We start from the raw sequence: 21865 nt of genomic DNA, 5'->3' as shown, positions 1-21865 counted from the left end.
GGCTGGGAGCGCGGTGGAGATCATGTCGCTGCGGTGTTGAACGAAGGCGGCTCCGCGCGCGTACCCCTCAGTGCATCGCCAAGTCGGGCGGGACGTTCCCGCCCGCGCTGAGGAGGTGGAGCCAGTTGAGCGGTTCCGATCTCGCGCTGCTGCGCGCCGGTTCGCACAGTCCGTCGTATTTCTCGCTCACCAGGGGATCGTCCGAGCGGTCCGATCTTGTGGACTTCTGCATCCCGTGCAACCCCTACTTCCCGACCGAGGAGATGTTCGACCGGCTGCGGGAGGGGATGGTCGACATCCTCAAGTACTACCCGAGCGACGCGGAGACGATCACCAAGGAACTGTGCTCCACGCTGGGGCTGAATCCGGCGACCGTGGCGATGGGGAACGGCTCCACCGAGCTGATCACCTGGATCGATCACCTGCTGGTGAAGGAGAGCCTGGCGGTGCCGGTGCCGACCTTCGGCAGGTGGACCGACCAGCCGCTGGAGACGGGCAAACGGGTGGACATGTTCCCGTTGCAGGAGGCCCAGGGCTTCCGGCTGGACGTCGAGGCGTACGTGCGCTTCATCCGGGAGCGGGGATCGCGGGTGGCGGTCATCTGCAACCCGAACAACCCGGACGGCGGCTATGTCGCCAGGCACGAGATGGTCAGGCTGCTCGACCGGCTCAACGACCTGGACCTGGTGGTGGTCGACGAGTCGTTCATCGAGTTCGTGGACGCGGAGCCGTACGCGAGTGTGGCCGACGAGGCGGCGATCCGGCCCAACGTGGTCGTGTTGAAGAGCCTGGGCAAGAACTTCGGCCTGCACGGGGTGCGGTTCGGTTACCTGGTGGCCAACCCCGCGCTGGCCGGCCGGGTCAGGCGGGCCCTGCCCAGGTGGAACCTCAACTCCTTCGCCGAGATCGTGGTGTCCCTGCTCGGCGAGCACCTCGACGAGTACCGCCACAGCCTGCGGATGCTCGCCCAGGACCGGGTGACGATGATGCGGCAGCTCGCCTCCCTGCCCGGCCTCACCGTCTACCCCTCCCAGGGCAACTTCCTGCTGGTGCGGCTCCCCGAGGGCAAGGACGGCGTGGGCCTGCGCGACTACCTGATGTCCGAGCACGGCGTCTTCGTCCGCGAGTGCGGCAACAAGCTGGGCGCCACCAGCCGTTTCCTGCGGCTCGTGGTGCGCCCGCACGCCGACGTCCAGCGGCTGCTCGCCGGCCTCTACACGTTCCTGTACGGCATGAGCGTCGAACGCGTGATCGGCGTGGACGTGCTGGAACCCCGCGTGATCGGTGTGGACGTGCTGGAGCCCAACGCTCCGAGCCTGCCCCGGCACGGCCGCCGTAAGACGGCCGTGAACACGACCTTCTACCTGGGCGGCAACATCGCGTAGGACTGCCTGGGCAGGTTGTAGGCGAGGTCGACGGCCGTCTCGACCGCCTCGCCGGGCGAGAGACGGTGCTCGGCGACCAGGCGGGCCAGGTGCGCGGCGTCGGCGCGCCTGGCCAGGTCGTGCCGGGCGGGGATCGACATGAAGGCGCGGGTGTCGTCGACGAAGCCGGTGGTGTTGTAGAAGCCGGCGGTCTCGGTGACCAGCTCACGGTAGCGGCGCAGCCCGTCGGGGCTGTCCAGGTACCACCACGGGGCGCCGAGGCGGAGCGCCGGGTAGACGCCCGCGAGGGGGGCCAGTTCCCGGCTGTAGGTCGTCTCGTCCACGGTGTAGACGATCAGCCGTAGCCGGGGGTCGCGGCCGTACGATTCCAGCAGTGGCCGCAGCGCCCGGGTGAACTCGGTGCCGACCGGGATGTCGAACCCCCGGTCGGGTCCGTGTACGGCGCGCACGGCGCTGTCGTGGTCGCGCAGCACGCCGGGATGGAGCTGCATGACGAGCCCGTCTTCGCACGACATCTCCGCCATCACGTGCAGCATGTGCCCGGCGAACGCCTCGGCGTCCCCGGGCGCTCCGCCGGAGTTCCCCCCGGCCTGCGCGGCGGCGTAGATCCGGGCGGCCTCGGTGTCGGACAGCCGGTGGGTGGCCGCGGTCAGGTGCCCGTGGTCGGTCGCCAGCGCCCCCGCCGCCACGAACGCGCGCCGGCGCTGACGCAGCGCCCGCAGGTAGCCGTCGTAGGACCCGGTGTCCTCCCCGGTGAGCTCGGCCAGCTCCGCGATCTCCGCCGCCCGGCCGGGCGCGTCGAGCCGGAGCAGGCTGTCGGGCCTGAACGTGGGGATGACCACGCCCGGCCAGGCTCCCTCCCTGATCCGCCGGTGATCGTCCAGCGTTGACTGCGCCGGGTCCGTGGTCGCCAGCACCTCGATGCGGAAACGCTCGAACAGCGCCCTGGGCCGGAACGCGGGCTCCGCCAGCCTGGCCGCGATCTCGTCGTAGAGCGCGTCGGCCGTCTCCGCGGACGGCAGGACGCTCACTCCGAGCACCTCGACCAGCTCGTACTCCAGCCAGAACCGGGTCGGGGTGCCCCGGAACAGCCGCCAGTTCTCGCAGAACCGCCGCCAGATCGCCCGCGGGTCGGACTCGACCGGCCCGTCGCCCCCCGGAATGCCGAGCGCCCCGATGGGCACGCCCTGGGAGACCAGCATCCGGGTGAGGTAGTGATCGGGCGTCACGAACAGCGAGGCCGGGTCGCCGAACGGCTCGTCGTCGGCGAGCAGCGCCGCCTCGACGTGCCCGTGCATGCAGACCAGAGGCAGGTCACGGGTCGCGTCGAGGATCTCGCGGGCGGCGGCCCTGACGGCGGGCTCGGCGGGCAGGGCACGGTCGGGGTGCAGCTTGAGCATCCCGCTACGATGACGGCTATTGCAAACGATTGCAAGCCGTACGGCATGCTAGTGTTCGCGAAAAGTTGAAACACTTTGCAATCGTTTGTAGAGGTGGGGGGCGATGGGTGCGACGATTCGCGACGTGGCCAGGGCGGCAGGGGTCTCGCCGTCCACGGTCTCGCGCGCCCTGGCCATGTCGGAGCTGGTCAACCCCGCGACCGTCGAGCGCGTACGGCGCGCCGCGGAAAGCCTCGGCTACCAGCCGAACCCGGTGGCCCGGGGCCTGATCACCGGCAGGACCCGCAACCTCGGCCTGATCGTCCCCGACCTGGCCAACCCGTTCTTCCCCGGAGTCGTGAAGGGGATGCAGGCACGGGCCAGGGAGGCCGACTACGCGGTCTTCGTCGCCGACACCGACGAGGACCCGGGCCTGGAGTCGCGGCTGGCGCGCAAGCTGGCCAAGCAGGTCGACGCCCTGGTGCTCTGCTCGCCCCGGCTGGCCGACGACGAGCTGCTCGCGCTCGCCGCCGACGTCACCCTGGTGCTCCTGCACCGGCGCGCCGGTGACCTGCCCGCGGTGCTCGCCGACAACGCGGGCGGCATGCGCCAGGCCGTCGGCCATCTGTCCGCGCTCGGCCATCGGCGGATCGGCCTGGTCGCCGGCCCCGTCTCGTCCTGGTCCAACTCCGAACGGGTCGCCGGGCTGCGCGCGGCGTGCGCCGGCCGGGTGGAGCTGACTGAGCTCGGCAACTTCGCGCCCACCTTCGACGGCGGAGTGGCCGCCGCCGACATCGTGCTCGCCTCGGAGGTGACCGCCGTGATCGCCTACAACGACGTGATGGCCCTCGGGCTGGTGAACATGTTCACCGCCAGGGGTGTCGGGGTGCCCGGCCGGATCAGCGTGGTGGGCTGCGACGACATCCCGCAGGCCGCCATGTCGAGCCCGCCGCTGACCACGGTCGCCGTGCCCAAGGAGCAGACCGGGCGGGCCGGGGTCGATCTCGCGCTCGCCCTGCTCGACCCGGCCGGGCCAGGCCCGGCGCCCGCCCGCGAGCTGGGCGCCCAGCTCCTCGTCCGGGGGACCACGGGCCCCGCCGGGCGTTAACCGTTCAAGGAGGAAATCCCCGCCGTGAAAATCATCGATGCCAGGGTGATCGTGACCTGCCCCGGCCGCAACTTCGTCACCCTCAAGATCATCACCGACGAGGGGGTGACCGGGGTGGGCGACGCCACCCTCAACGGCCGGGAGCTGTCGGTCGCCTCCTACCTGACCGACCACGTGGTCCCGCTGCTGATCGGCCGTGACCCGGCCCGCATCGAGGACATCTGGCAGTACCTCTACAAGGGCGCCTACTGGCGGCGCGGCCCGGTGACGATGAGCGCGATCGCCGCCGTGGACACCGCCCTGTGGGACATCAAGGGCAAGGTCGCGGGCCTGCCCGTCTACCAGCTCCTCGGCGGGCGCTCCCGGGAGGGCGTCACGGTGTACGGCCACGCCAACGGCGAGACCGTCGACGACGTCCTGGTGGAGGTCGCCCGCTACCGCGACATGGGCTACCGCGCGATCCGGGTGCAGACCGGGGTTCCGGGCCTGGCCGCCACCTACGGGGTGAGCAAGGACAAGCTCTTCTACGAGCCCGCCGACGCCGCGCTGCCCAGCGAGTCGGCCTGGTCCACCGAGCGCTACCTGAACTTCGTCCCGCAGGTCTTCGCCCGGGTCCGCGAGGAGTTCGGCCCCGACCTGAAGCTGCTGCACGACGTGCACCACCGGCTCACCCCGATCGAGGCCGCCCGGCTGGGCCTCTCCCTGGAGCCCTACGCGCTGACCTGGATGGAGGACCCGGTCCCCGCCGAACTCCAGGAGGGCTTCCGGCTGATCAGGAGCCACACTCGCACGCCGATCGCGGTGGGCGAGGTCTTCAACTCGATCTGGGACTGCCAGACCCTGATCACCGAGCAGCTCATCGACTACATCAGGGCCACCGTCGTGCACGCCGGCGGGATCACCCACCTGCGGCGGATCTTCGACCTCGCCGCCCTGCACCACGTGCGCAGCGGCTCGCACGGGGCGACCGATCTCTCCCCGGTGTGCATGTCGGCCGCGCTGCAGCTCGACGTGAGCATCCCGAACTTCGGCCTCCAGGAGTACATGCGGCACCCCCCGGAGACCGACGCCGTCTTCCCGCACGGCTACCGGTACGAGGGCGGCTACCTGCACCCCTCCGAGGAACCGGGCCTCGGCGTGGACATCGACGAGGAACTGGCGGCGCGCTACCCCTACAGCCCCGCCTACCTGCCCGTCAGCCGACTGGAGGACGGGACGGTGCATAGCTGGTGACCAGACTCACCCTGAGGGAGCTGCCCAGACTCCGCGAGGAGAAGGCCGTCCGGCCGCCCCCCTACGACCCGGCGGAGCTGGACCTCGGCATCGTCCACCTCGGGCTGGGCGGGTTCCACCGCGCCCACCAGGCGGTCTTCACCGAGGACGCGGCGGGGGCGACCGGCGAGACGGCCTGGGGGGTGTGCGGCGTCACCCAGCGGTCCGCCGAGGTGGTCGAGCGACTCCGCCCGCAGGACGGCCTGTACACCGTGCTCGGCCGGGGCCCGGGGGCTCCCCGAGCGCGGGTGGTCGGCGCGTTGCGGGAGGTCGCGTTCGCGGGGGATGAGTGGCCGCTGGTCCGCGACCGGATCGCCGCCGACGCGATCAAGGTCATCACGCTGACCGTCACCGAGAAGGGTCACCGCCGTGCCGCGGGCGGCGGGCTCGACCTGGCCGACCCGGTGAACGCCGCCGACCTCGCGAGCGGGGAGCCCATCGGCGCGGTGGGCCGGCTGGTCCGCGGCCTCCAGGCGCGGATGCGGGCGGGCGGCGCGCCGATCACCGTCATGTCGTGCGACAACCTGCTCGCCGGCGGCACGGTGCTGCGCCGCCTGGTGAACGACTTCTGCTGGGCGCTGCCGAGCCGCGAGGGCGACCCGCTGGCCGGCTGGATCGCCGACCACGTCCGCTTCCCGTCCAGCGTGGTCGACCGGATCGTGCCGGCCGCCACGGACGCCGATCGTGACGACGTCTCCCGCCTGCTCGGTGTGCGTGACGAGGGGGCCGTGGCCGCGGAGCCGTCCGCCCAGTGGGTGATCGAGGACGACTTCGCCGCCGGGCGTCCCCGGTGGGAGCTGGCGGGCGCGGTGCTCACGTCCGATGTCGCGCCGTACGAGGCGGTGAAGCTGCGGCTGCTCAACGCGTCGCACTCGCTGCTCGCCTACCTGGGGGCGCTGCGCGGGCACGACACGATCGCCGCCGCGCTGGGGGATCCCGAGCTGGCCGACGCGGCGGAGCGGCTGATGCGGGAGGACGCCTCGCCCACGCTCACCGTGCCTCCCGGCCTCGACCTGCCCGCGTACCGTGAGTCGGTGCTGACCAGGTTCGCCAACCCCGAGCTGCCCGACCGCACGGTCAGGATCGCGATGGACGGCTCGCAGAAGCTGCCGCTGCGGCTGCTCGGCACCGCCCGCGACCGGCTCGCCGCCGGGGCCACCCCCTCGTGGGCCGCGCTCGGCGTCGCCGCGTGGATGGTCTACGTGGCCAAGGGGCAGGACGTGCGAGGCCGGCCGTTGCCGCTCGACGACCCGATCGCCGACCGCCTGCGCGCGGTCGCCTCCGGCGTCACCGACCCGCGCACCCTGGTCACCCGCCTGCTCGCGATCGACTCGATCTTCGGCGAGGACCTCCCGGAGGTGTTCACCGACCTCCTCGTCGACCACGTGACCCGCCTGCTGCACACCGCCTGACCCGTTCGCCGAGCCGTACGGCAAGCCAGGTTCCCGCCACCCGCCGCAGCCAGCGGAGGTCCGTGGGGCCAACGCTCCTCGCGCCGGAGGGGCTGATCACCGATTCGGCCCGTCCGCCGGACATCTCCTCCGGTCGGCGCTGCGGTCGGCACACACGAACCAGGCAACATACTTGCGCCAGAGATAGTATCGCTGTCGATACTATCTCTGGAGAGAGTAATGAGCAGATTCATCGGACGCGAACGAGAGCTGGCGGCTCTCGGCTCGATCCTCGATCGGGTGCGGAGCGAGATCGGCACCAGCCGACCCGGGCGTTGCGTCCTGATGCGTGGGCGCAGACGGATCGGCAAGTCGGCCCTCGCCGAGGAGTTCGTGGGGAGAAGCGGGCTGCCCTCGATGTTCTACACGGCGGCGGGAGACGCGGCTGCGGCGGAACTCGAACAGTTCACCGCCGATGTCGCCGCATCCTCGCTGCCCGACCGCGGCTTGTTCGCGGACATGGCACCGGGAAGCTGGAACGGAGCACTCCAGTCGCTGGCCGACAGCCTGCCGGACGACCGCGCATCGGTCGTGGTGATGGACGAGGTCCCCTACCTCATGGACCGCGTCGACTCCTTCGAAGGGCTGCTGCAACGCGCCTGGGACCGCAGACTCAGCCACAAGCCGGTCCTGCTGATTCTGATCGGCTCGGATCTTTCCATGATGGAGGCGTTGAACAGCTACGACCGTCCGTTCCATCAGCGGGGGAGCGAGATGGTGGTGGGCCCGCTGAATCCCGCGGAGATCCAGAGCATGCTCGGCCTCTCGGCCCCCGACTCCTTCGACGCCGCTCTGCTGACCGGCGGTCTTCCTCTGGTGTGTGAGGAGTGGCCGCCGGGAGCGTCGTCGTGGGAGTACCTCCACGGCGCTCTCACGAACCCGGTCTCCGCCCTGCTCGTCTCGGGGGAACGGTCGCTGGCGGCCGAGTTCCCCACCCAGGCGCAGGCGCGCGAGGTCCTTCAGGCGATCGGCAGCGGCGAACGGACCTTCACCAATATCGCGCGCAGCGCGGGAGGCATCGCGCACAGCACACTCGTCCGTGCCGTCGACCTGCTGATCAGCAAGAACGTGGTCACCGCGGAACTCCCGCTCTCGACCCGGCCGTCGAAGGAACGTCGATATCGGATCAGGGACCCCTATCTCCGCTTCTGGCTGTACTTTCTCCATCCCCACCTGCCGGAGATCGAGCGACGCAGAGGCGACCTCACGCTCCGCCGTATCGCCTCCCAGTGGAGCGGCTGGCGGGGCAGGGCCGTCGAGCCTCTCGTCCGTGAAGCCCTGGCACGGCTCATCCCCGACGACCGGCTCCCCGAGGCTCCCGCGGTCGGGGCCTACTGGACACGTAGCAACGACGTGGAGATCGACATCATCGGCGCGGACCGCGGCCCCGTCGCCAAGGAACTCAGATTCGTCGGATCGGTCAAGTGGCTGGAGAGCCCATTCGACGACCACGACCTGGCGGTCCTGGCCCGGCACCGGGCGGCGCTGACCGACCGGTCCGTCCCGCTGGTAGCCGTCTCACGCAGCGGAATCTCCCGCCCCGGCCTCGTCACCCACTACGGTCCTGACGATCTGATCCAAGCCTGGCAGCCGTGACTTCCTCCCCACGCCTAAAAGTCCTGAAGGCGGGGGATTCCAGTGGCCGTTCGCGACTTCTGCCCTGCTGTCCTGGTGACAGCGGAGGTCACGGCTTGAGCCGGCAGGTGCCAGGCGGTCTGGCACCAGGAACAAGGGCTGAGAGAGGTCACGAATGGGGTGGATGTATTGATCGGTGCGGGATCGGACTGTTAGACAAGGTCAGCGGTTCTCGCCTTGAGGAACGGTGGTCCCCCCGTGCAGCAGTCCGTTCTCACCACAGTCATGTTTCCGGCCGCGCTCGCGTTGATCATGCTCGGGCTGGGCCTCTCCCTCGCGCCGCGAGACTTCGCCCGGATCGCGACCCGGCCCAAGGCGGTGGTCATCGCGCTGGTCGCGCAGATGCTCGTGTTGCCGGCCGTCTGCTTCGGGCTGGTCGTGCTGTTCGGGCTGGAGCCGCTGCTCGCCGTCGGCATGATGCTGCTGGCGGCCTCGCCCGGTGGGACCACCGCGAACCTCTACAGCCACCTGTTCGGCGGCGACGTGGCGCTGAACGTCAGCCTCACCGCCGTGAACTCGGTCCTGGCCGCGCTCACCCTCCCCGTCGTGGTCAACCTGTCGCTGGGCCACTTCGTGGGAGCCGGGCCGGACATCGGGCTGCAGGCCGACAAGGTGGTGCAGGTCTTCGCCATCGTGCTCGTGCCGGTCGCGGTCGGCATGATCGTACGGCGCTTCAGTGTGACGTTCGCGGACCGGATGGACAAGCCGGTCAGGATCCTGTCGGCGATCGTGCTGGTCGCAGTGATCGTCGGGGCGATCGTGCAGGAGCGGGAGCGGCTGGGCGGCTACATCGCCTCCGTCGGGCTGGTGGCGCTGCTGTTCAGCGCGATCAGCCTCACCATCGGCTACTGGCTGCCGCGGTTGTTCAACGTGGAGCGGCGGCAGGCGATCGCGTCCGGGATGGAGATCGGCATCCACAACAGCGCGCTGGCCATCACGATCGCGCTCAGCCCGTCGCTGCTCGCCAGCCCGACGATGGCGGTGCCGCCCGCTGTCTACGGCGTGCTCATGTTCGGCACCACGCTGGTCTTCGGCTATCTCGTCAGACGCCGCGCCGCCGAACCCGGCGAACGGCTGACGGCAGGCGCCTGAACACCGGCTGCCGGGACCAGGAGCACGCGCATCGGACGGCCTCCAGGACCACCTGGCCCGTGGCGTAGACATGGCCCGGCCTCCGCACGTCCAACGGGCCGGGTTCCTGCACCGGCCCGGCGTTCAGCCCTCGGTCTGCACCGGGCCCGCCGCGATGGCCGGGTCGCAGGTCAGGCCGGCGGGACGGCTTCGTCTTCGGCCGCAGGCGGCGGGGCGGCCGGTTCCCAGGTGACCCGGGCGGCCCGGCCGTCGCGCTCCCGTACGGCTCTCCGTACGGGGAGGTGGCGGCGGGGGGTGCGGGAGGCGGCGCCTCTGGCGTGGGCGGCGAACAGGCGGGCGGCCTCGTCGGGGTCGCCGGAGGCGAGGGCGGCCAGCAGGTCGCCGTGGTGCTCGGCCATGGCGGTCCAGTCGCCGCTGTACAGCGGGTTGCTCACCACGTGCAGGCCCCACAGGCTGGGCTCTATGGCCCGCCAGACGCGCGGCAGGAAGGAGTTGCCGCAGGCGGCGGCGACGTGCCGGTGGAAGGACATGTCCGCCTCCCTGAAGTCGCCGATGTCGCCCTGCACCGCGGCCCTGCGCATCCGCTGCACGTCGTCGTCGAGCTGCTGCCGGATGTGCGGGCGCATCCGGACGGCCAGCCCTCTGGCGGCGAACTCCTCCAGCAGGACCCGCACCTCGCGCACCTCGCGGGCCTGCTGCTCGGAGATCTCCGCCACGTAGCTGCCCCGGTGGGGCAGGTAGCTGACCAGCCCCTCGTGGGCGAGCCGCTTGATCGCCTCGCGGGCGGGCGCCTGGCTGGTGCCGAGCCTGCGGGCGATCTCGGACTCGACCAGCCGCTGCCCCGCCACCAGCTCCCCGGTCACGATCCACCGGCGCAGCAGCGCGTAGACGCGGTCGGAGAGCAGTTCGCGCGACAGCGAGTCGGCGGGCGCCTGCCGGTCCGCGAGCGCGCCGCCGGGGACGCCTGCCGTACCCGGCGCTCCCGGGGTGTCGCGGTGCTGTTCCTGCCAGATGCGGGCGACCGTCGACTGGGAGAGGCCGAGGGAGCGGGCCAGCGAGCGGGTGGACGGGACGGTGCCGCCCCGGCGGGCGTCCTCGATCGCGGCGTTGATCAGCCGTTCGGCCTCCTCGCGGTCGGCGCTGCGCGGCCGGCCGGGGCGCGGGGCGTCGGTCAGCCCTTCGAGCCCCTGCTCCACGAAGCGGTCGCGCCACTTGCCGGCCGTCGCGGGGCTCACCTCGACCCGGGCGGCGACCTCCTTTCCCGTGAGGCCGTCGGCGAAGGCGAGCACGATGCTGCTCCGGACGCGGAGCGACCGGCCGGACCGGGAGGCCCAGGACACGAGCGTGGCGCGTTCGTCGTCGGTCAGCGTGAGTGCGGTCTGCGTGGGGTGGCCCTGTGTGGTCACGAGCCCCAGGTTACTCGCTGATTCAGATACTTACGACTCGCTTGCCTCGGATCAGAAACATAGTTTTCACACGCAGGCCACCTCAGCTCGCCTCTTGACGGCGTATCGGCCTGGCAAGTATTAAAGAATCGTTACTCGATTATTGACCCATTAGAAGTTGTGAGCGCGGGGGCTCGCACGAGAGGAGGCGCAGTGCGTTCAGCACGCGCAAGGCGGGCTTCAGTGCCGGCCGCAGGTGTCCTGATGACCCTCGTGCTCACGGCGTGCGGCGGCGGCGGATTCGCCGACGAGGCCGCCACGCAGGCCGATGAGGGCGGCGTCACCGAGGTCAGGGTGCTGGTCAACATCACCCCCAACCTGACCCAGACCTACTGGGACGGGCTGGTCAAGACCTTCGAGGACGCGAACCCCGGCATCGACGTCAAGATCGAGGCGCCGACCGGCAAGGGCGTCGCCGACACCCTGCAACAGCAGCTCGCCGCGGGCAACCCGCCCGACGTCGTCGAGACGCTCATGGTCGACAAGACCATGGCGCCGCAGATGCTCGACCTCACCGGCCAGCCCTGGGTCAAGGGCACGCCGCTCGTCGAGGAGGGCTCGCTCGGCGGCAAGGTCTACACCGTCGGCGTCGGCGAGCAGGCCCAGTCGCTGGTCTTCTACAACAAGGCCGCCTTCGAGAAGGCCGGGATCAGCAAGCCGCCCACGACCTACGACGAGCTGTCCGAGGCCATGGCCAAGCTCAAGGACTCCGGCTACCTGCCCCTGCGTACGGCGGGCGACTTCGTCACCGGACTCCAGCTCCTCCAGCTCTCCGGCCCCGCCCGCGCCGTGAGCCACCCGCAGTGGCACCAGGACATCGGCGCGGGACGCCTGAAGGCGGGCGAGTCGATGCTGCCGCACCTCGAGCGGTACAAGACCTGGATCGACAAGGGCTACGTCGACAAGAACGCCCTCGGTGTGAAGTACGCCGACGGTGAGACGGGCTTCTTCTCCGGCAAGTCCGCGATGTACGTCATGGGGAGCTGGTTCACCGCCTCAGTGGCGAAGGCCGAGCCGGACTTCGAGGTCGGCGTCTTCCCCGCCCCCGTCGAGAAGGGCCAGTCCTACCCCGGCCCGCAGGGCGCCACGATGGCCGCGCCGTACATGGTCCTCAAGGGCACCGCGCACAAGGACGCGGCGCTGAAGCTGGTGCAGTGGCTGGTGACCGACAAGGCCGCGGTGACCAGCCAGCTCCAGCAGGACGGCAACTTCCGCAGCGGTTACGAGCGCAAGTTCACGCCGCTCGAAGCCGAGGTGCAGAAGATCCTCGACGAAGCCCCCTCGCGCGTGGCGCAGGGCGAGGGCTACGGCGAGAACACGTTGCCGCGCGGCTTCAACTCCGCCTGGAACACCGAGGTCCAGGGGCTCTATGTCGGGAAGTCGCCGCGTGAGGTGGCCACCGCCGTGGACCGCTGGGTCGACGGCCGTTCCTGAACCCCTCCAGAACCCCTCCAGAAGTCCGGAAAGCGAGAAACGATGCGCTCCACGCGGGCCGGAGTCGCTACGGCGATCATGGTTCTACCCGCGACGGTGCTGTACGCGGTCATGCTGGTCGTCCCCGTCGGTCTGGCGCTCTACCTGAGCCTGACCGACTGGGACGGGTTCAGCGCCAGCCCGAGCCTGGTCGGCGCGGCGAACTACGCGGACCTGCTCGTCGACCCCGACCTGCGCCGTTCGGCGATCGTCACCCTGCTGGTGGCGGCGGTCGGCACGGCCGGCCTGAACCTGCTCGGGCTCGGCTTCGCACTGCTCGTCAACGGGGCCTCACGGGCCAACTCCTTCTTCAGGATGGTGCTGTTCTACCCGCACGTCCTGAGTGCCCTGGTCGTCGGCTTCCTGTGGAGCGCCATCCTCGGCACCACCGGCGCGGTGAACAGCTTCATCACCACCAGGGGCGGGGAGGTGCTGCCGTTCCTGTCCGATCCCACCTGGGCCACGATCACCATGATCGCGGTCCTGGTCTGGGCGGGTTTCGGGGTGAACGTCGTTCTCTACCTCGCCGGGCTGCAGGCCGTACCGGCCGCGCTGGTGGAGGCGGCGGAGATCGACGGCGCGACGCGCTGGCAGGTGTTCCGCAACGTGACGCTGCCCGCGCTCGGGCCGTCGGTGACGGTGAACATCGTCCTGTCACTGGTCACCCTGCTGAAGACCTATGACCTGGTGGTGTCGCTCACCGCGGGCGGGCCGGCGGGGCAGACGCAGACCGTCGCCTACCTGATCCTGTGGAACTCCTTCCACGACGCGCGGCTGGGCTTCGGCTCGGCGCAGTCGGTGGTGCTCATGATCGTGACCGCGGCGCTGGCCTTCGTGGTCACCCGGTTGCGCAGGCGCGGCGAGATGGCGGTGCACCAGTGAACAGGTACGCCCGGCTGGTGTTCCTCAGCGTGTCGGCGCTCTTCATGCTCGTGCCCCTGTACGTGCTGGTCGTCAACGCCTTCAAGCCGCAGCAGGACATCCTCGCCAACCCCTTCGGGCTGCCCGTCGAGGGACTGACCCTCGACTTCCTGGCCCAGGCGCTGGACAACCCGCAGTTCAACATCTTCCGCGGCTACGCGGTGACGCTGCTGTTCGTCGTCGCGGTCAACGTGCTCTCGGTGGTGCTGGCGGGACCCGCCTCCTTCGTCATCGCGCGCAGCCCGCGCCGCCGCTACCGGCTGCTGATGCTGGCCTTCCTGGCGGGCACCTTCATCCCGAGCCAGGTGCTGGTCATCCCGGTGGTCTACGTGCTCAAGACGCTCGGGCTGATGGGCACCATTCAGGGGTTCGTGCTGTTCGAGACGGTGCTCACCCTGCCGTTCTCGATCTTCCTCTACGCCGGGTACATCAGCACCATCCCGTCGACGCTCGACCAGGCCGCGGCCATGGACGGCGCGGGCAGGCTGCGGACCTTCTGGCAGATCGTCTTCCCGCTGATGCGCCCGGTGGTCGCCACGATGATCATCCTCAACACCTTCTCGGTGTGGAACGACTTCGTGAACCCGCAGATCATCCTGGGACCCGGCAGCGGCCTCTACACGGTCACCACCGGCGTCTACGCGGCCGTCAGCCAGTACTCCACCGACTACACCGTGGTCTTCCCCACGCTGCTGCTCGCCATCGCCCCCCTGCTGATCTTCTTCGTCTTCATGCAACGGCACATCATCAGCGGCCTCACCGCTGGCGCAACGAAGGGCTGAGATGTCTGAGATCCCGAGAGTCGTCGCCGGCGTGCCCGTCGGCACGCCACCCGCGTGGGCGGTGCTGGAGCGGCGGCTGTTCGACGCGCTCGACGAGGCGTGGCGGGCGTTCTCCGCGCGCTACTGCGAGGAGGACGGCCGGCTCACCTACCACGGCCCGGCCGCCAGCCGCGACGGGGCCGACGACTTCTACGAGGCGTTCTTCAACTGGCCCACCCTCTACCAGCTGGGCGGGGCCGACGACCTCCTCGACGCGGCCAAGCACCACTGGGAGGGGGTGACCACGCAGCTCACCGAACTCGGCTACCTGGTGGACGAGTTCGAGCGCGGCTACGACTGGTTCCACCAGGGGGAGTCGCTGCTGCTGTTCTACGGCATCTGCGCCGCCGACCCGGCCGACGAGCGGTTCAGGGAGCGGGCCCACCGCTTCGCCGAGATGTACCTCCCCGACTCCAAGACCGGCAACTACGACCCGCTCACCGACACCATCAAGGCCCCGCACAACGGCGCCGGCGGCCCCCGCTACGGCGTGAACGAGGAATGGGCGTCCTACCACTCCGGCCTGGCCAGCATGCGCCCCTTCGGCCTGCCGATCCCCGACCTGCCGGGCATCCACACCTGGGACGACCTCGGCGACCCGGCCAACGCCGCCCGGATGGGCGCGGCGATGAACGAGCGGATCGGCCGCGGCGACGTCGCCGTCAACCTGGCCGCGACCAGCCTGGCGACCAACGCCTGGCTGTACGGGCACGAGGACCGGTACCGCGACTGGGCGCTGCGCTACATCGAGGCGTGGCAGCGGCGCGCGGCGGCCAACGGCGGGATCATCCCCGACAACGTCGGCCCCTCGGGGCAGGTCGGGGAGCTGCACGGCGGACGCTGGTACGGGGGGAACTACGGCTGGGCCTGGCCGCACGGGATCTACAGCGTGGGAGCCGCCGCCGCCATCGCCGCCGTCAACGCGCTGCTGCTCACCGGCGACCCCGCCGCCCTGGACATCGGTCGCGGGCCGCTGGACGCGGTCGCCGCGCACGCTGTACAGGGGGCGGTCACCGAGACGGACATGAGCATCAGCGACCGGTGGCTCGCCGAGCTGGGCGAGGACGCGGCGCGGCCCACCATGCTGGTGCCGAACCGGTACCGCGACGAGGGCTGGTTCGACTACCAGCCGCCGCAGCTCGGGCTCCCGGTGTGGCTGTGGCACGCCGGGATGCAGGAGGACGACGCCCGGCGGCTGGAACGGCTGCGCGAGGGCAGCGGGTACGACTGGCGGGTGGTGCGCCCCTTCCGCAACAAGGAGGAGGCGGGGCACGAGGCGCCCTGGCTGTCGTTCCTGCGCGGCGAGAACCCGGGCTTCCCGGCGGAGATGCTCGCCACGGCGCTCGGCCAGGTGGAGCGGCGGATGGCGTTGATCGACGCCGACCGGGCCGACCTCGGAACGATCCACGTCCACCACTGGCAGCGGCTCAACCCGGTGCTGACCGAGGCGCTGCTCCAGCTCACCACCGGCACGCCGCAGGTCCTCTACAACGGCGGCCTGCTGCCGGCCAGGCTCGCCTACTTCGACGCCGACCGTCGCCGGCCGGGACTCCCGCCCGACGTGGCGGCGCTCGTCGACCGCGTCACCCCCGACCGGACCCGGGTGGAACTCGTGCACACCGGGCTCGGCGGTACCCGCCGGGTGGTGGTGCAGGCCGGAGCGTTCGGCGAGCACCAGATCGGCACAGCCGTGGTGACGGACGCGGCGGACGGATACCCCGGCGACCCCCGTGCCTACACCGCGCCGCCCGCCGAGATCACCACCCGCGAGGTCGAGGTGAACGGTCCCCGGCTGGAGGTCGTCCTGCCGCCCGGCCGCCGGATCCGGCTCGACCTGCACCTGACCCTGCGCGCACGTAGGCCGGCTCACCGGCAATTCGAGAACTGAGGAGTTCAGTGGAAGACAACGACCCCATCTGGGAGCTGCCCGTCAGGGGAAAGGCGCCCGAGCGTCCCGATCCCGAGCTGGTACGGCGGCTCGGCAAGGTGAGCGCGGCCACCGCGTGCGCCAAGCTGCACGCCCAGGGGATCCGCAGGACCTTCGTCTCCGGCCCGAAGCCGCTGACCACCGGCCAGAAGATCGCCGGGCCCGCGCTGACACTCCAGTTCATGCCGCAGCGCGAGGACATCGCCTCCGGCCTCGGCCAGGAGTACGTGGAGCGGCACACCGCGCTGTGGGCCGCCCTGGAAGCCGTCCAGCCAGGTGACGTGCTCGTCGTGCAGGCGTACGGCAGCGCCTTCACCGGCTGCTTCGGGGACATGCTGGTGCGCTACTTCAAGCAGAAGGGCGGCGCGGGGATCGTCGTCGACGGCTGCATCCGCGACGCGCCACGGGTGCGGCAGCTCGACGTCCCCATCTGGTGCACGGGCACCACCCCGCACTACGCCTCGCAGACCGAGCTGTTCCCGTGGGCCTACGACGTGCCCGTGGCCTGCGGCGGCGTGCTCGCCCTCCCCGGCGACCTGGTGGTGGCCGACGACGACGGCGCGGTGATCGTGCCGCGCAGGCGCGCCGAGGCCGTGGTCGAGGCGGCGGGCGACCACGAGCAGTGGGAGGTCTTCAGCCGCGCCCGCATCGAAGAGGGCGGCGCGCTGTCCGACTACTACCCGCTCACCCCCGAGACGCGCGCCGAGTACGAGCGCTGGCGCCAGGGGTGAACCAGATCTTCGGGGGCCGTTCGATCGATTGGCAGAGGAGAGTTCGTGTTCCGTAGATCCCGTCTGAGATATCTGGGCGTCGCCATGGGTGCCGTCCTGACGCTGAGCGGCGCCGCCGTACCCAGCGAGGCCGGCGCCGGCGCGGTCGTCGCGTGCAAGCCGACCGAGTTCTTCGTCGCGCCGGGTGGCGATGACAAGGCACGTGGTACGAAGGACCTGCCGTGGAAGACGGTCGAGCGTGCTCGTGATCACATTCGTGACAAGGGCCTGAACAAGAAGATGCGTTGTGACGTGGTGGTCAACCTGCGTGCGGGTGACTACACGGTGGAGAAGACGATCTCCTTCGACGAGGACGACTCGGGTAGCAACGGCCACAAGGTGATCTATCGCAGCGCCGACGGGCCGGGCAAGGCCCGGTTGCTCGGCGCCAAGAAGATCGACGGCTGGGAGCTCTACAAGGACAAGATCTACAAGACGAAGATCGACAGGAAGTTCTACACGCTGTTCGAGGACGGCAAGCGGGCCACCACCGCCCGCCACCCCAACCGCAAGACCGAGACCGAATGGGGACCGTACCTCTTCTCCATCCTCGGCGAGCCGGAGAAGGAGGCCGTGCGTCAGTGGCTCTACTTCAAGGCGGAGGACGTGCCGGTCGAGTGGGACGCCGACTTCGACAAGAACTCCCAGGTCGTCGTGTGGTCCGGTGGAAGCTGGAGCTGGTTCACCGACACCGTGCCGCTCGGTGGGGCCGACTTCCGTAAGAACTTCTTCACCCTGAACCACTGGGCCCGCTACTCCTTCGTCAACAGCCGCAGCGGATCGCGGTACTTCCTGCAGAACACGTTGCGCTTCCTCGACCAGCCGGGCGAGTACTACTTCGACTTCGCGGCGGGCGAGGTCTACTACTGGCCGCGCAGCGGGTCGATGGAGAACACCACGGTGATGGCGCCGACGGTGAAGACGATCCTGTCGCTGGCCGGGAGCACGCCGGAGAAGCGGGTGGAGAACCTCTCCTTCGAGGGTCTGGCCCTGCAGTACTCCGACTTCGTCGACTGGTACCGGTCGGGGTGGATCAGCGAGGGCGACTCCGGATACGAGCACAAGTATCCGGTCTACGACCGGCAGATCGAGATGCCGCGCAACCGGTTCGGCATGATCACGCTGACCAACTCGCGGAACATCGACCTGAAGTCGTTGCACATCTCGGACACCGGCTTCATGGCGATCTACATGCTGTTCGCCAACGACCACATCCGGGTGTCGGACAGCCTGCTGGAGAACATCGGGGCCGACGGCATCAAGGTCGAGGGCGGCTACCCCGGCGAGGGCGACATCTCCGGCCACCACGTGCTGACCAACAACTACATCTACCACGTGGGCGAACTCGTGCCCGGCGACGCCTCCGGCATCGAACTGATGTCGACCGGCAACAACGAGGTCAGCCACTCGGTGGTCAAGCACAGCGCCCGGTACGGCGTCAGCCTGGAATCGCGCCCCGAGATCAAGCACGAGGACAACTACGCCAACAACAACGTCTTCAAGTATCTGCGGATCGAGGAGGCCGGTCTCGACAGCGGTGACATGGGGGCCTTCTACACGTACGGCATCAGCAACTACGAGCCGCACGAGATCAAGAACCATGTCTCGCAGGTGGTGATCGGTGACGTGATCCCGGACGCGTCGATGCCCGACAGCGGTACGCGCGGGGTGCACATGGACGCCGGCGGCTGCGGGTTCTCGTTCGAGAACATCGAGGTCGGCAAGGTGACCGACGACAAGTATCAGAGCTATCAGTGCAACGAGGTGAAGAACGCCAACTGGGCCGCGGGGTTCGACGCCTCGAAGATGGAGTACGACAAGATCGGCGTCAACGCCGACTTCCCGTACGCCATCCCGGGCGCTCCCCAGCCCACGGCCACCCCCACGGCCACCCCCACGGCCACCCCCACGGCCACCCCCACTGTCACTCCTTCGGCCGCCCCCTCGGCCGGTTGATCCACCCCTGAGCGTGGGCGGCCGGGAGTGTCAGGCCGCCCACCCGGGGTCACCCCCCCCATCGGAGGACCCGTGATCCGAAAACTTCCGCTGAAATATCTGAGTCTGGCCGCGGGTGCGGTCCTGACGCTGAGCGGCGCCGCCGCACCCGCCGAGACCGCTGCCGCCAAGGCGTGCAAGCCGACCGAGTTCTTCGTCGCGCCGGGTGGCGATGACAAGGCACGTGGTACGAAGGACCTGCCGTGGAAGACGGTCGAGCGTGCTCGTGATCACATTCGTGACAAGGGCCTGAATAAGAAGATGCGTTGTGACGTGGTGGTCAACCTGCGTGCGGGTGACTACACGGTGGAGAAGACGATCTCCTTCGACGAGGACGACTCGGGTAGCGACGGCCACAAGGTGATCTATCGCAGCGCCGACGGGCCGGGCAAGGCGCGGCTGCTCGGGGCCAAACCGGTCACCGGCTGGCAGGTGCACAAGGACAAGATCTACAAGACGAAGGTGGACAGGAAGTTCTACACGCTGTTCGAGGACGGCAAGCGGGCCACCACCGCGCGCTTCCCCAACCGCGGGACCGAGACCGAATGGGCCCCGTACCTCACCTCGGTCCTGAAGGAGCCGGAGAAGGAGGGCGTGCGGCAGTGGCTCTACTCCAAGCCCGGCGAGTGGGACAAGAACTGGAACCTCGACAACGCGCAGGTGATGGTCTGGTCCGGCGGTAGCTGGAGCTGGTTCACCGACACCGTTCCGATCAAGAACCCGTCCTGGGACGACAACCAGCTCACCCTGGACCACTGGACCAGGTACGCCCTGATCAACAGTCGCGGCGGGTCGCGCTACTTCCTGCAGAACTCGCTCGACTTCCTCGACCAGCCGGGGGAGTACTTCTTCGACTTTGACGCGAGCGAGGTCTACTACTGGCCGCGCAGCGGGTCGATGGAGAACACCACGGTCATGGCGCCGACGGTGAAGACGATCCTGTCGCTGGCCGGGAGCACGCCGGAGAAGCGGGTGCAGAACCTCTCCTTCGAGGGTCTGGCCCTGCAGTACTCCGACTTCGTCTCCTGGTACCGCACCGGGTGGATCAGCGCCGGCGACGCGGGCGTCCCGCACAAGTATCCCGAGTACGACCGGCAGATCGAGATGCCGCGTAACCAGTTCGGCATGATCACGCTGACCAACACGCGGAACATCGACCTGAAGTCGCTGCACATCTCCGACTCGGGATACACCGCCGTCTACATGCTGCTCGCCAACGACCACATCCGGGTGTCGGACAGCCTGCTGGAGAACATCGGGGCCGACGGCATCAAGGTCGAGGGAGGTTACCCCGGTGAGGGTGACATCTCCGGGCACAACGTGCTGACCAACAACTACATCTACCACATCGGCGAACTCGTCCCCGGTGACGCGGCGGGCGTCGAGCTGATGTCCACGGGCAACAACGAGGTCAGCCACACCGTGGTCAAGCACAGCGCCCGGTACGGCGTGAGCCTGGAGGTGCGCCCGGAGGTCAAGGACGAGGACAACTACGCCGACGGCAACGTCTTCAAGTATCTGCGGATCGAGGAGGCCGGTCTCGACAGCGGTGACATGGGGGCCTTCTACACCTACGGCATTAGCAACGCCGACCCGCACGAGATCACCAATCACGTCTCCCAGGTGGTGATCGGTGACGTGCTCCCCGATGCGTCGATGCCGGACAGCGGTACGCGTGGAGTGCACATGGACGCCGGCGGCTGCGGGTTCTCGTTCGAGAACATCGAGGTCGGCAAGGTGACCGACGACAAGTATCAGAGCTACCAGTGCAACGAGGTGAAGAACGCCAACTGGGTCACGGGGTTCGACGCCTCGAAGATGGAGTACGACAAGATCGGCGTCAACGCCGACTTCCCGTACGCCATCCCGGGCGCTCCCCAGCCCACGGCCACCCCGTCGGTCAGCCCCACCGTCACCCCGTCGGCCGGCTGATCCCGCTCATCGGATTCCCCCCCGCACGGGGGAGTCCTCAGCCCTCGGCGTCGTCGAGATCGCGCCACTGCCACGCGACGACGGCCGAGGGCAGCAGGAACGACGTGAACAGCCCGCCGAGCATCAGCACGCTCAGCTCCAGGTCGATCCAGCGCTCGTCGGCGATCGCGGCCACCGTCAGCAGGGCCATCACGGCGATGAAGAAGCCGTAGGCCCCGTGGAGCGCCTGGCCGCGCTCGTCCACCTCCCGCTCGTCCAGCGCCGTGTCGGGCGCCTCGGCGAGCAGGCCGGTCACCCGCCGGAGCAGCAACCAGATCGCCAGGAAGCTCACCGCGCTCGCCAGGCCGGACAGGAGGGCGGGCGCGGACTCGGGCCGCGCCGTGGCGGCCACCGCGCCGCAGAGGAGCGGGAGAACCGCCGACACGGCCAGCGAGCGGCGGACCCGGTGGCGCGCGAGCCACCGCGGCACGGGACGAGCCCTGCGCTCGGCCATGACCTCCTGGTGGTAGGACCGCAGGCGCTCGTCGCGCTCCTCCGGCGTCGTCGTCTTCAGGTCCGTGAACAGAGCCCGGCGACGGTCTGCGGCATTGCTCATGGCGTCTCTCCTGAACGGCTTGAGGGATAGAGCTGGTGCGACATCGGCTCGAAGGGGCGGCGAGAGAAGACGGCCTCGACCGGCAGCTCGAAGAACTCACAGATCCGCAGAGCGACGTCCAGGGACGGCCCGTAGTCGCCCCGTTCCAGGAACCCGATGGTCTGCGGGTTCACCCCGGCCGCCGCGGCCAGATCGGCCCGCGACACCCCACGCTCGGCCCGCAGTACGGCGAGCCGGTTGTGCAGAGTAGATTTCACCTTTCCTTTCACCACTCAAGTGTTGCGTATACATAATGGTTTCGCAATAGCAGACAACGAATCCGCACACCGCGCCATGACCGGCGCCCACGACCCAGGGCCGCCCAGCGCTGCTCCGCGCCGTCACCGTCAGACTCAGGACCGAAGCGGATCTCGTCGGCCGCGACCACGCGAGCCGGGCCGCCCCACGACCGTATGAAGCCGGGCCGAGGCGGGACCGTATGAAGCCGGGCCGAGGCGGGAGCGTATGAAGCGCCGGGCCGAGGCGCGACTGTATGAAGCCGGGTCGAGGCGCGACCGGCTCGATGACGCGCGTATCCCGGGCCGGATGACGTGCTGGCGCCCGGCCTCGCACGTCCTCGCCAGGCCCGTCCTAGCCAGGCCCGTCCTCGCCTGGCCCGGCCCGA

The 21865-nt window shown here is 69.6% G+C and carries 17 protein-coding genes; 13 read left to right on the top strand and 4 right to left on the bottom strand.

Features of this window, described 5'->3' with window-relative positions; genetic code table 11:
• Positions 1-125: 125 nt before the first annotated feature.
• Positions 126-1385: a pyridoxal phosphate-dependent aminotransferase gene (locus tag MBA17_RS34015; protein ID WP_238501397.1), complete on the top strand. Its 1260-nt coding sequence runs from the start codon at positions 126-128 to the stop codon at positions 1383-1385.
• Here MBA17_RS34015 and uxaC read toward each other — a convergent pair.
• Positions 1361-2785, bottom strand: coding sequence for a glucuronate isomerase (gene uxaC / locus MBA17_RS34010; RefSeq protein ID WP_238501391.1), 1425 nt, complete (start codon positions 2783-2785; stop codon positions 1361-1363). The genes MBA17_RS34015 and uxaC overlap by 25 nt on opposite strands.
• Positions 2786-2888: 103 nt before the next feature.
• Here uxaC and MBA17_RS34005 point away from each other — a divergent pair, with 103 nt between their 5' ends.
• The 5 genes from MBA17_RS34005 to MBA17_RS33985 all read left to right on the top strand — a co-directional run bounded on the left by MBA17_RS34005 (position 2889) and on the right by MBA17_RS33985 (position 9322).
• Positions 2889-3872 (top strand): LacI family DNA-binding transcriptional regulator, encoded by a 984-nt coding sequence (locus tag MBA17_RS34005; protein ID WP_238501387.1) that lies wholly within the window; start codon positions 2889-2891, stop codon positions 3870-3872.
• 24 nt (positions 3873-3896) lie between these two features.
• Positions 3897-5105: a D-mannonate dehydratase ManD gene (gene manD, locus MBA17_RS34000; RefSeq protein WP_238501385.1), complete on the top strand. Its 1209-nt coding sequence runs from the start codon at positions 3897-3899 to the stop codon at positions 5103-5105.
• Positions 5102-6556, top strand: coding sequence for a mannitol dehydrogenase family protein (locus MBA17_RS33995; RefSeq protein WP_238501383.1), 1455 nt, complete (start codon positions 5102-5104; stop codon positions 6554-6556). The genes manD and MBA17_RS33995 overlap by 4 nt, the downstream gene beginning before the upstream one ends.
• Positions 6557-6775: 219 nt before the next feature.
• Positions 6776-8191 (top strand): ATP-binding protein, encoded by a 1416-nt coding sequence (locus tag MBA17_RS33990; protein WP_238501382.1) that lies wholly within the window; start codon positions 6776-6778, stop codon positions 8189-8191.
• 264 nt (positions 8192-8455) lie between these two features.
• The gene (locus MBA17_RS33985; RefSeq protein WP_274386394.1) at positions 8456-9322 is read left to right on the top strand and encodes a bile acid:sodium symporter family protein; all 867 of its coding nucleotides are present in this window, start codon (positions 8456-8458) and stop codon (positions 9320-9322) included.
• A 170-nt stretch (positions 9323-9492) separates the two neighbouring features.
• Here the strand turns inward: MBA17_RS33985 and MBA17_RS33980 are convergent, their stop codons facing one another.
• On the bottom strand, positions 9493-10728 hold the full coding sequence (locus MBA17_RS33980) for a GntR family transcriptional regulator (RefSeq protein ID WP_238501378.1): 1236 nt from the start codon (positions 10726-10728) through the stop codon (positions 9493-9495).
• A 243-nt stretch (positions 10729-10971) separates the two neighbouring features.
• On the opposite strand from MBA17_RS33980, the gene MBA17_RS33975 reads away from it, so the two are divergent.
• The 7 genes from MBA17_RS33975 to MBA17_RS50655 all read left to right on the top strand — a co-directional run bounded on the left by MBA17_RS33975 (position 10972) and on the right by MBA17_RS50655 (position 20606).
• On the top strand, positions 10972-12201 hold the full coding sequence (locus tag MBA17_RS33975) for an ABC transporter substrate-binding protein (RefSeq protein WP_238501374.1): 1230 nt from the start codon (positions 10972-10974) through the stop codon (positions 12199-12201).
• A 42-nt stretch (positions 12202-12243) separates the two neighbouring features.
• Entirely contained in the window at positions 12244-13122 is an 879-nt protein-coding gene (locus MBA17_RS33970; protein WP_238501371.1) for a carbohydrate ABC transporter permease, read from the top strand.
• Positions 13119-13943, top strand: coding sequence for a carbohydrate ABC transporter permease (locus MBA17_RS33965; protein ID WP_238501369.1), 825 nt, complete (start codon positions 13119-13121; stop codon positions 13941-13943). The genes MBA17_RS33970 and MBA17_RS33965 overlap by 4 nt, the downstream gene beginning before the upstream one ends.
• A gap of 1 nt (position 13944) precedes the next feature.
• Complete coding sequence (locus tag MBA17_RS33960) at positions 13945-15870, top strand: DUF8034 domain-containing protein (RefSeq protein WP_238501368.1); 1926 nt, start codon at positions 13945-13947, stop codon at positions 15868-15870.
• A gap of 8 nt (positions 15871-15878) precedes the next feature.
• Positions 15879-16640, top strand: a complete 762-nt coding sequence (locus MBA17_RS33955; protein ID WP_238501366.1) for an RraA family protein — start codon at positions 15879-15881, stop codon at positions 16638-16640.
• Positions 16641-16685: 45 nt separating this feature from the next.
• Complete coding sequence (locus tag MBA17_RS50660; RefSeq protein WP_238501364.1) at positions 16686-18635, top strand: right-handed parallel beta-helix repeat-containing protein; 1950 nt, start codon at positions 16686-16688, stop codon at positions 18633-18635.
• A gap of 72 nt (positions 18636-18707) precedes the next feature.
• Positions 18708-20606, top strand: coding sequence for a right-handed parallel beta-helix repeat-containing protein (locus tag MBA17_RS50655; RefSeq protein ID WP_238501362.1), 1899 nt, complete (start codon positions 18708-18710; stop codon positions 20604-20606).
• A gap of 37 nt (positions 20607-20643) precedes the next feature.
• On the opposite strand, the gene MBA17_RS33940 is transcribed toward MBA17_RS50655, so the two are convergent.
• Both MBA17_RS33940 and MBA17_RS33935 read right to left on the bottom strand, forming a co-directional pair.
• Positions 20644-21201 carry an ABC transporter permease family protein gene (locus MBA17_RS33940; RefSeq protein WP_238501360.1) on the bottom strand — a complete coding sequence of 186 codons (558 nt, stop codon included), beginning with the start codon at positions 21199-21201 and terminating at the stop codon, positions 20644-20646.
• On the bottom strand, positions 21198-21458 hold the full coding sequence (locus MBA17_RS33935; protein ID WP_238501358.1) for a helix-turn-helix transcriptional regulator: 261 nt from the start codon (positions 21456-21458) through the stop codon (positions 21198-21200). Before MBA17_RS33935 ends, MBA17_RS33940 begins: the two co-directional genes overlap by 4 nt.
• Between the last annotated feature and the right edge of the window lie 407 nt (positions 21459-21865).

Source organism: Dolomitihabitans soli (assembly GCF_022213955.1).
Classification (GTDB): domain Bacteria; phylum Actinomycetota; class Actinomycetes; order Streptosporangiales; family Streptosporangiaceae; genus Streptosporangium_A; species Streptosporangium_A soli.
The sequence above is the reverse complement of the archived record's forward strand: the minus strand, read 5'-3'. Positions and strand labels throughout refer to the sequence as shown.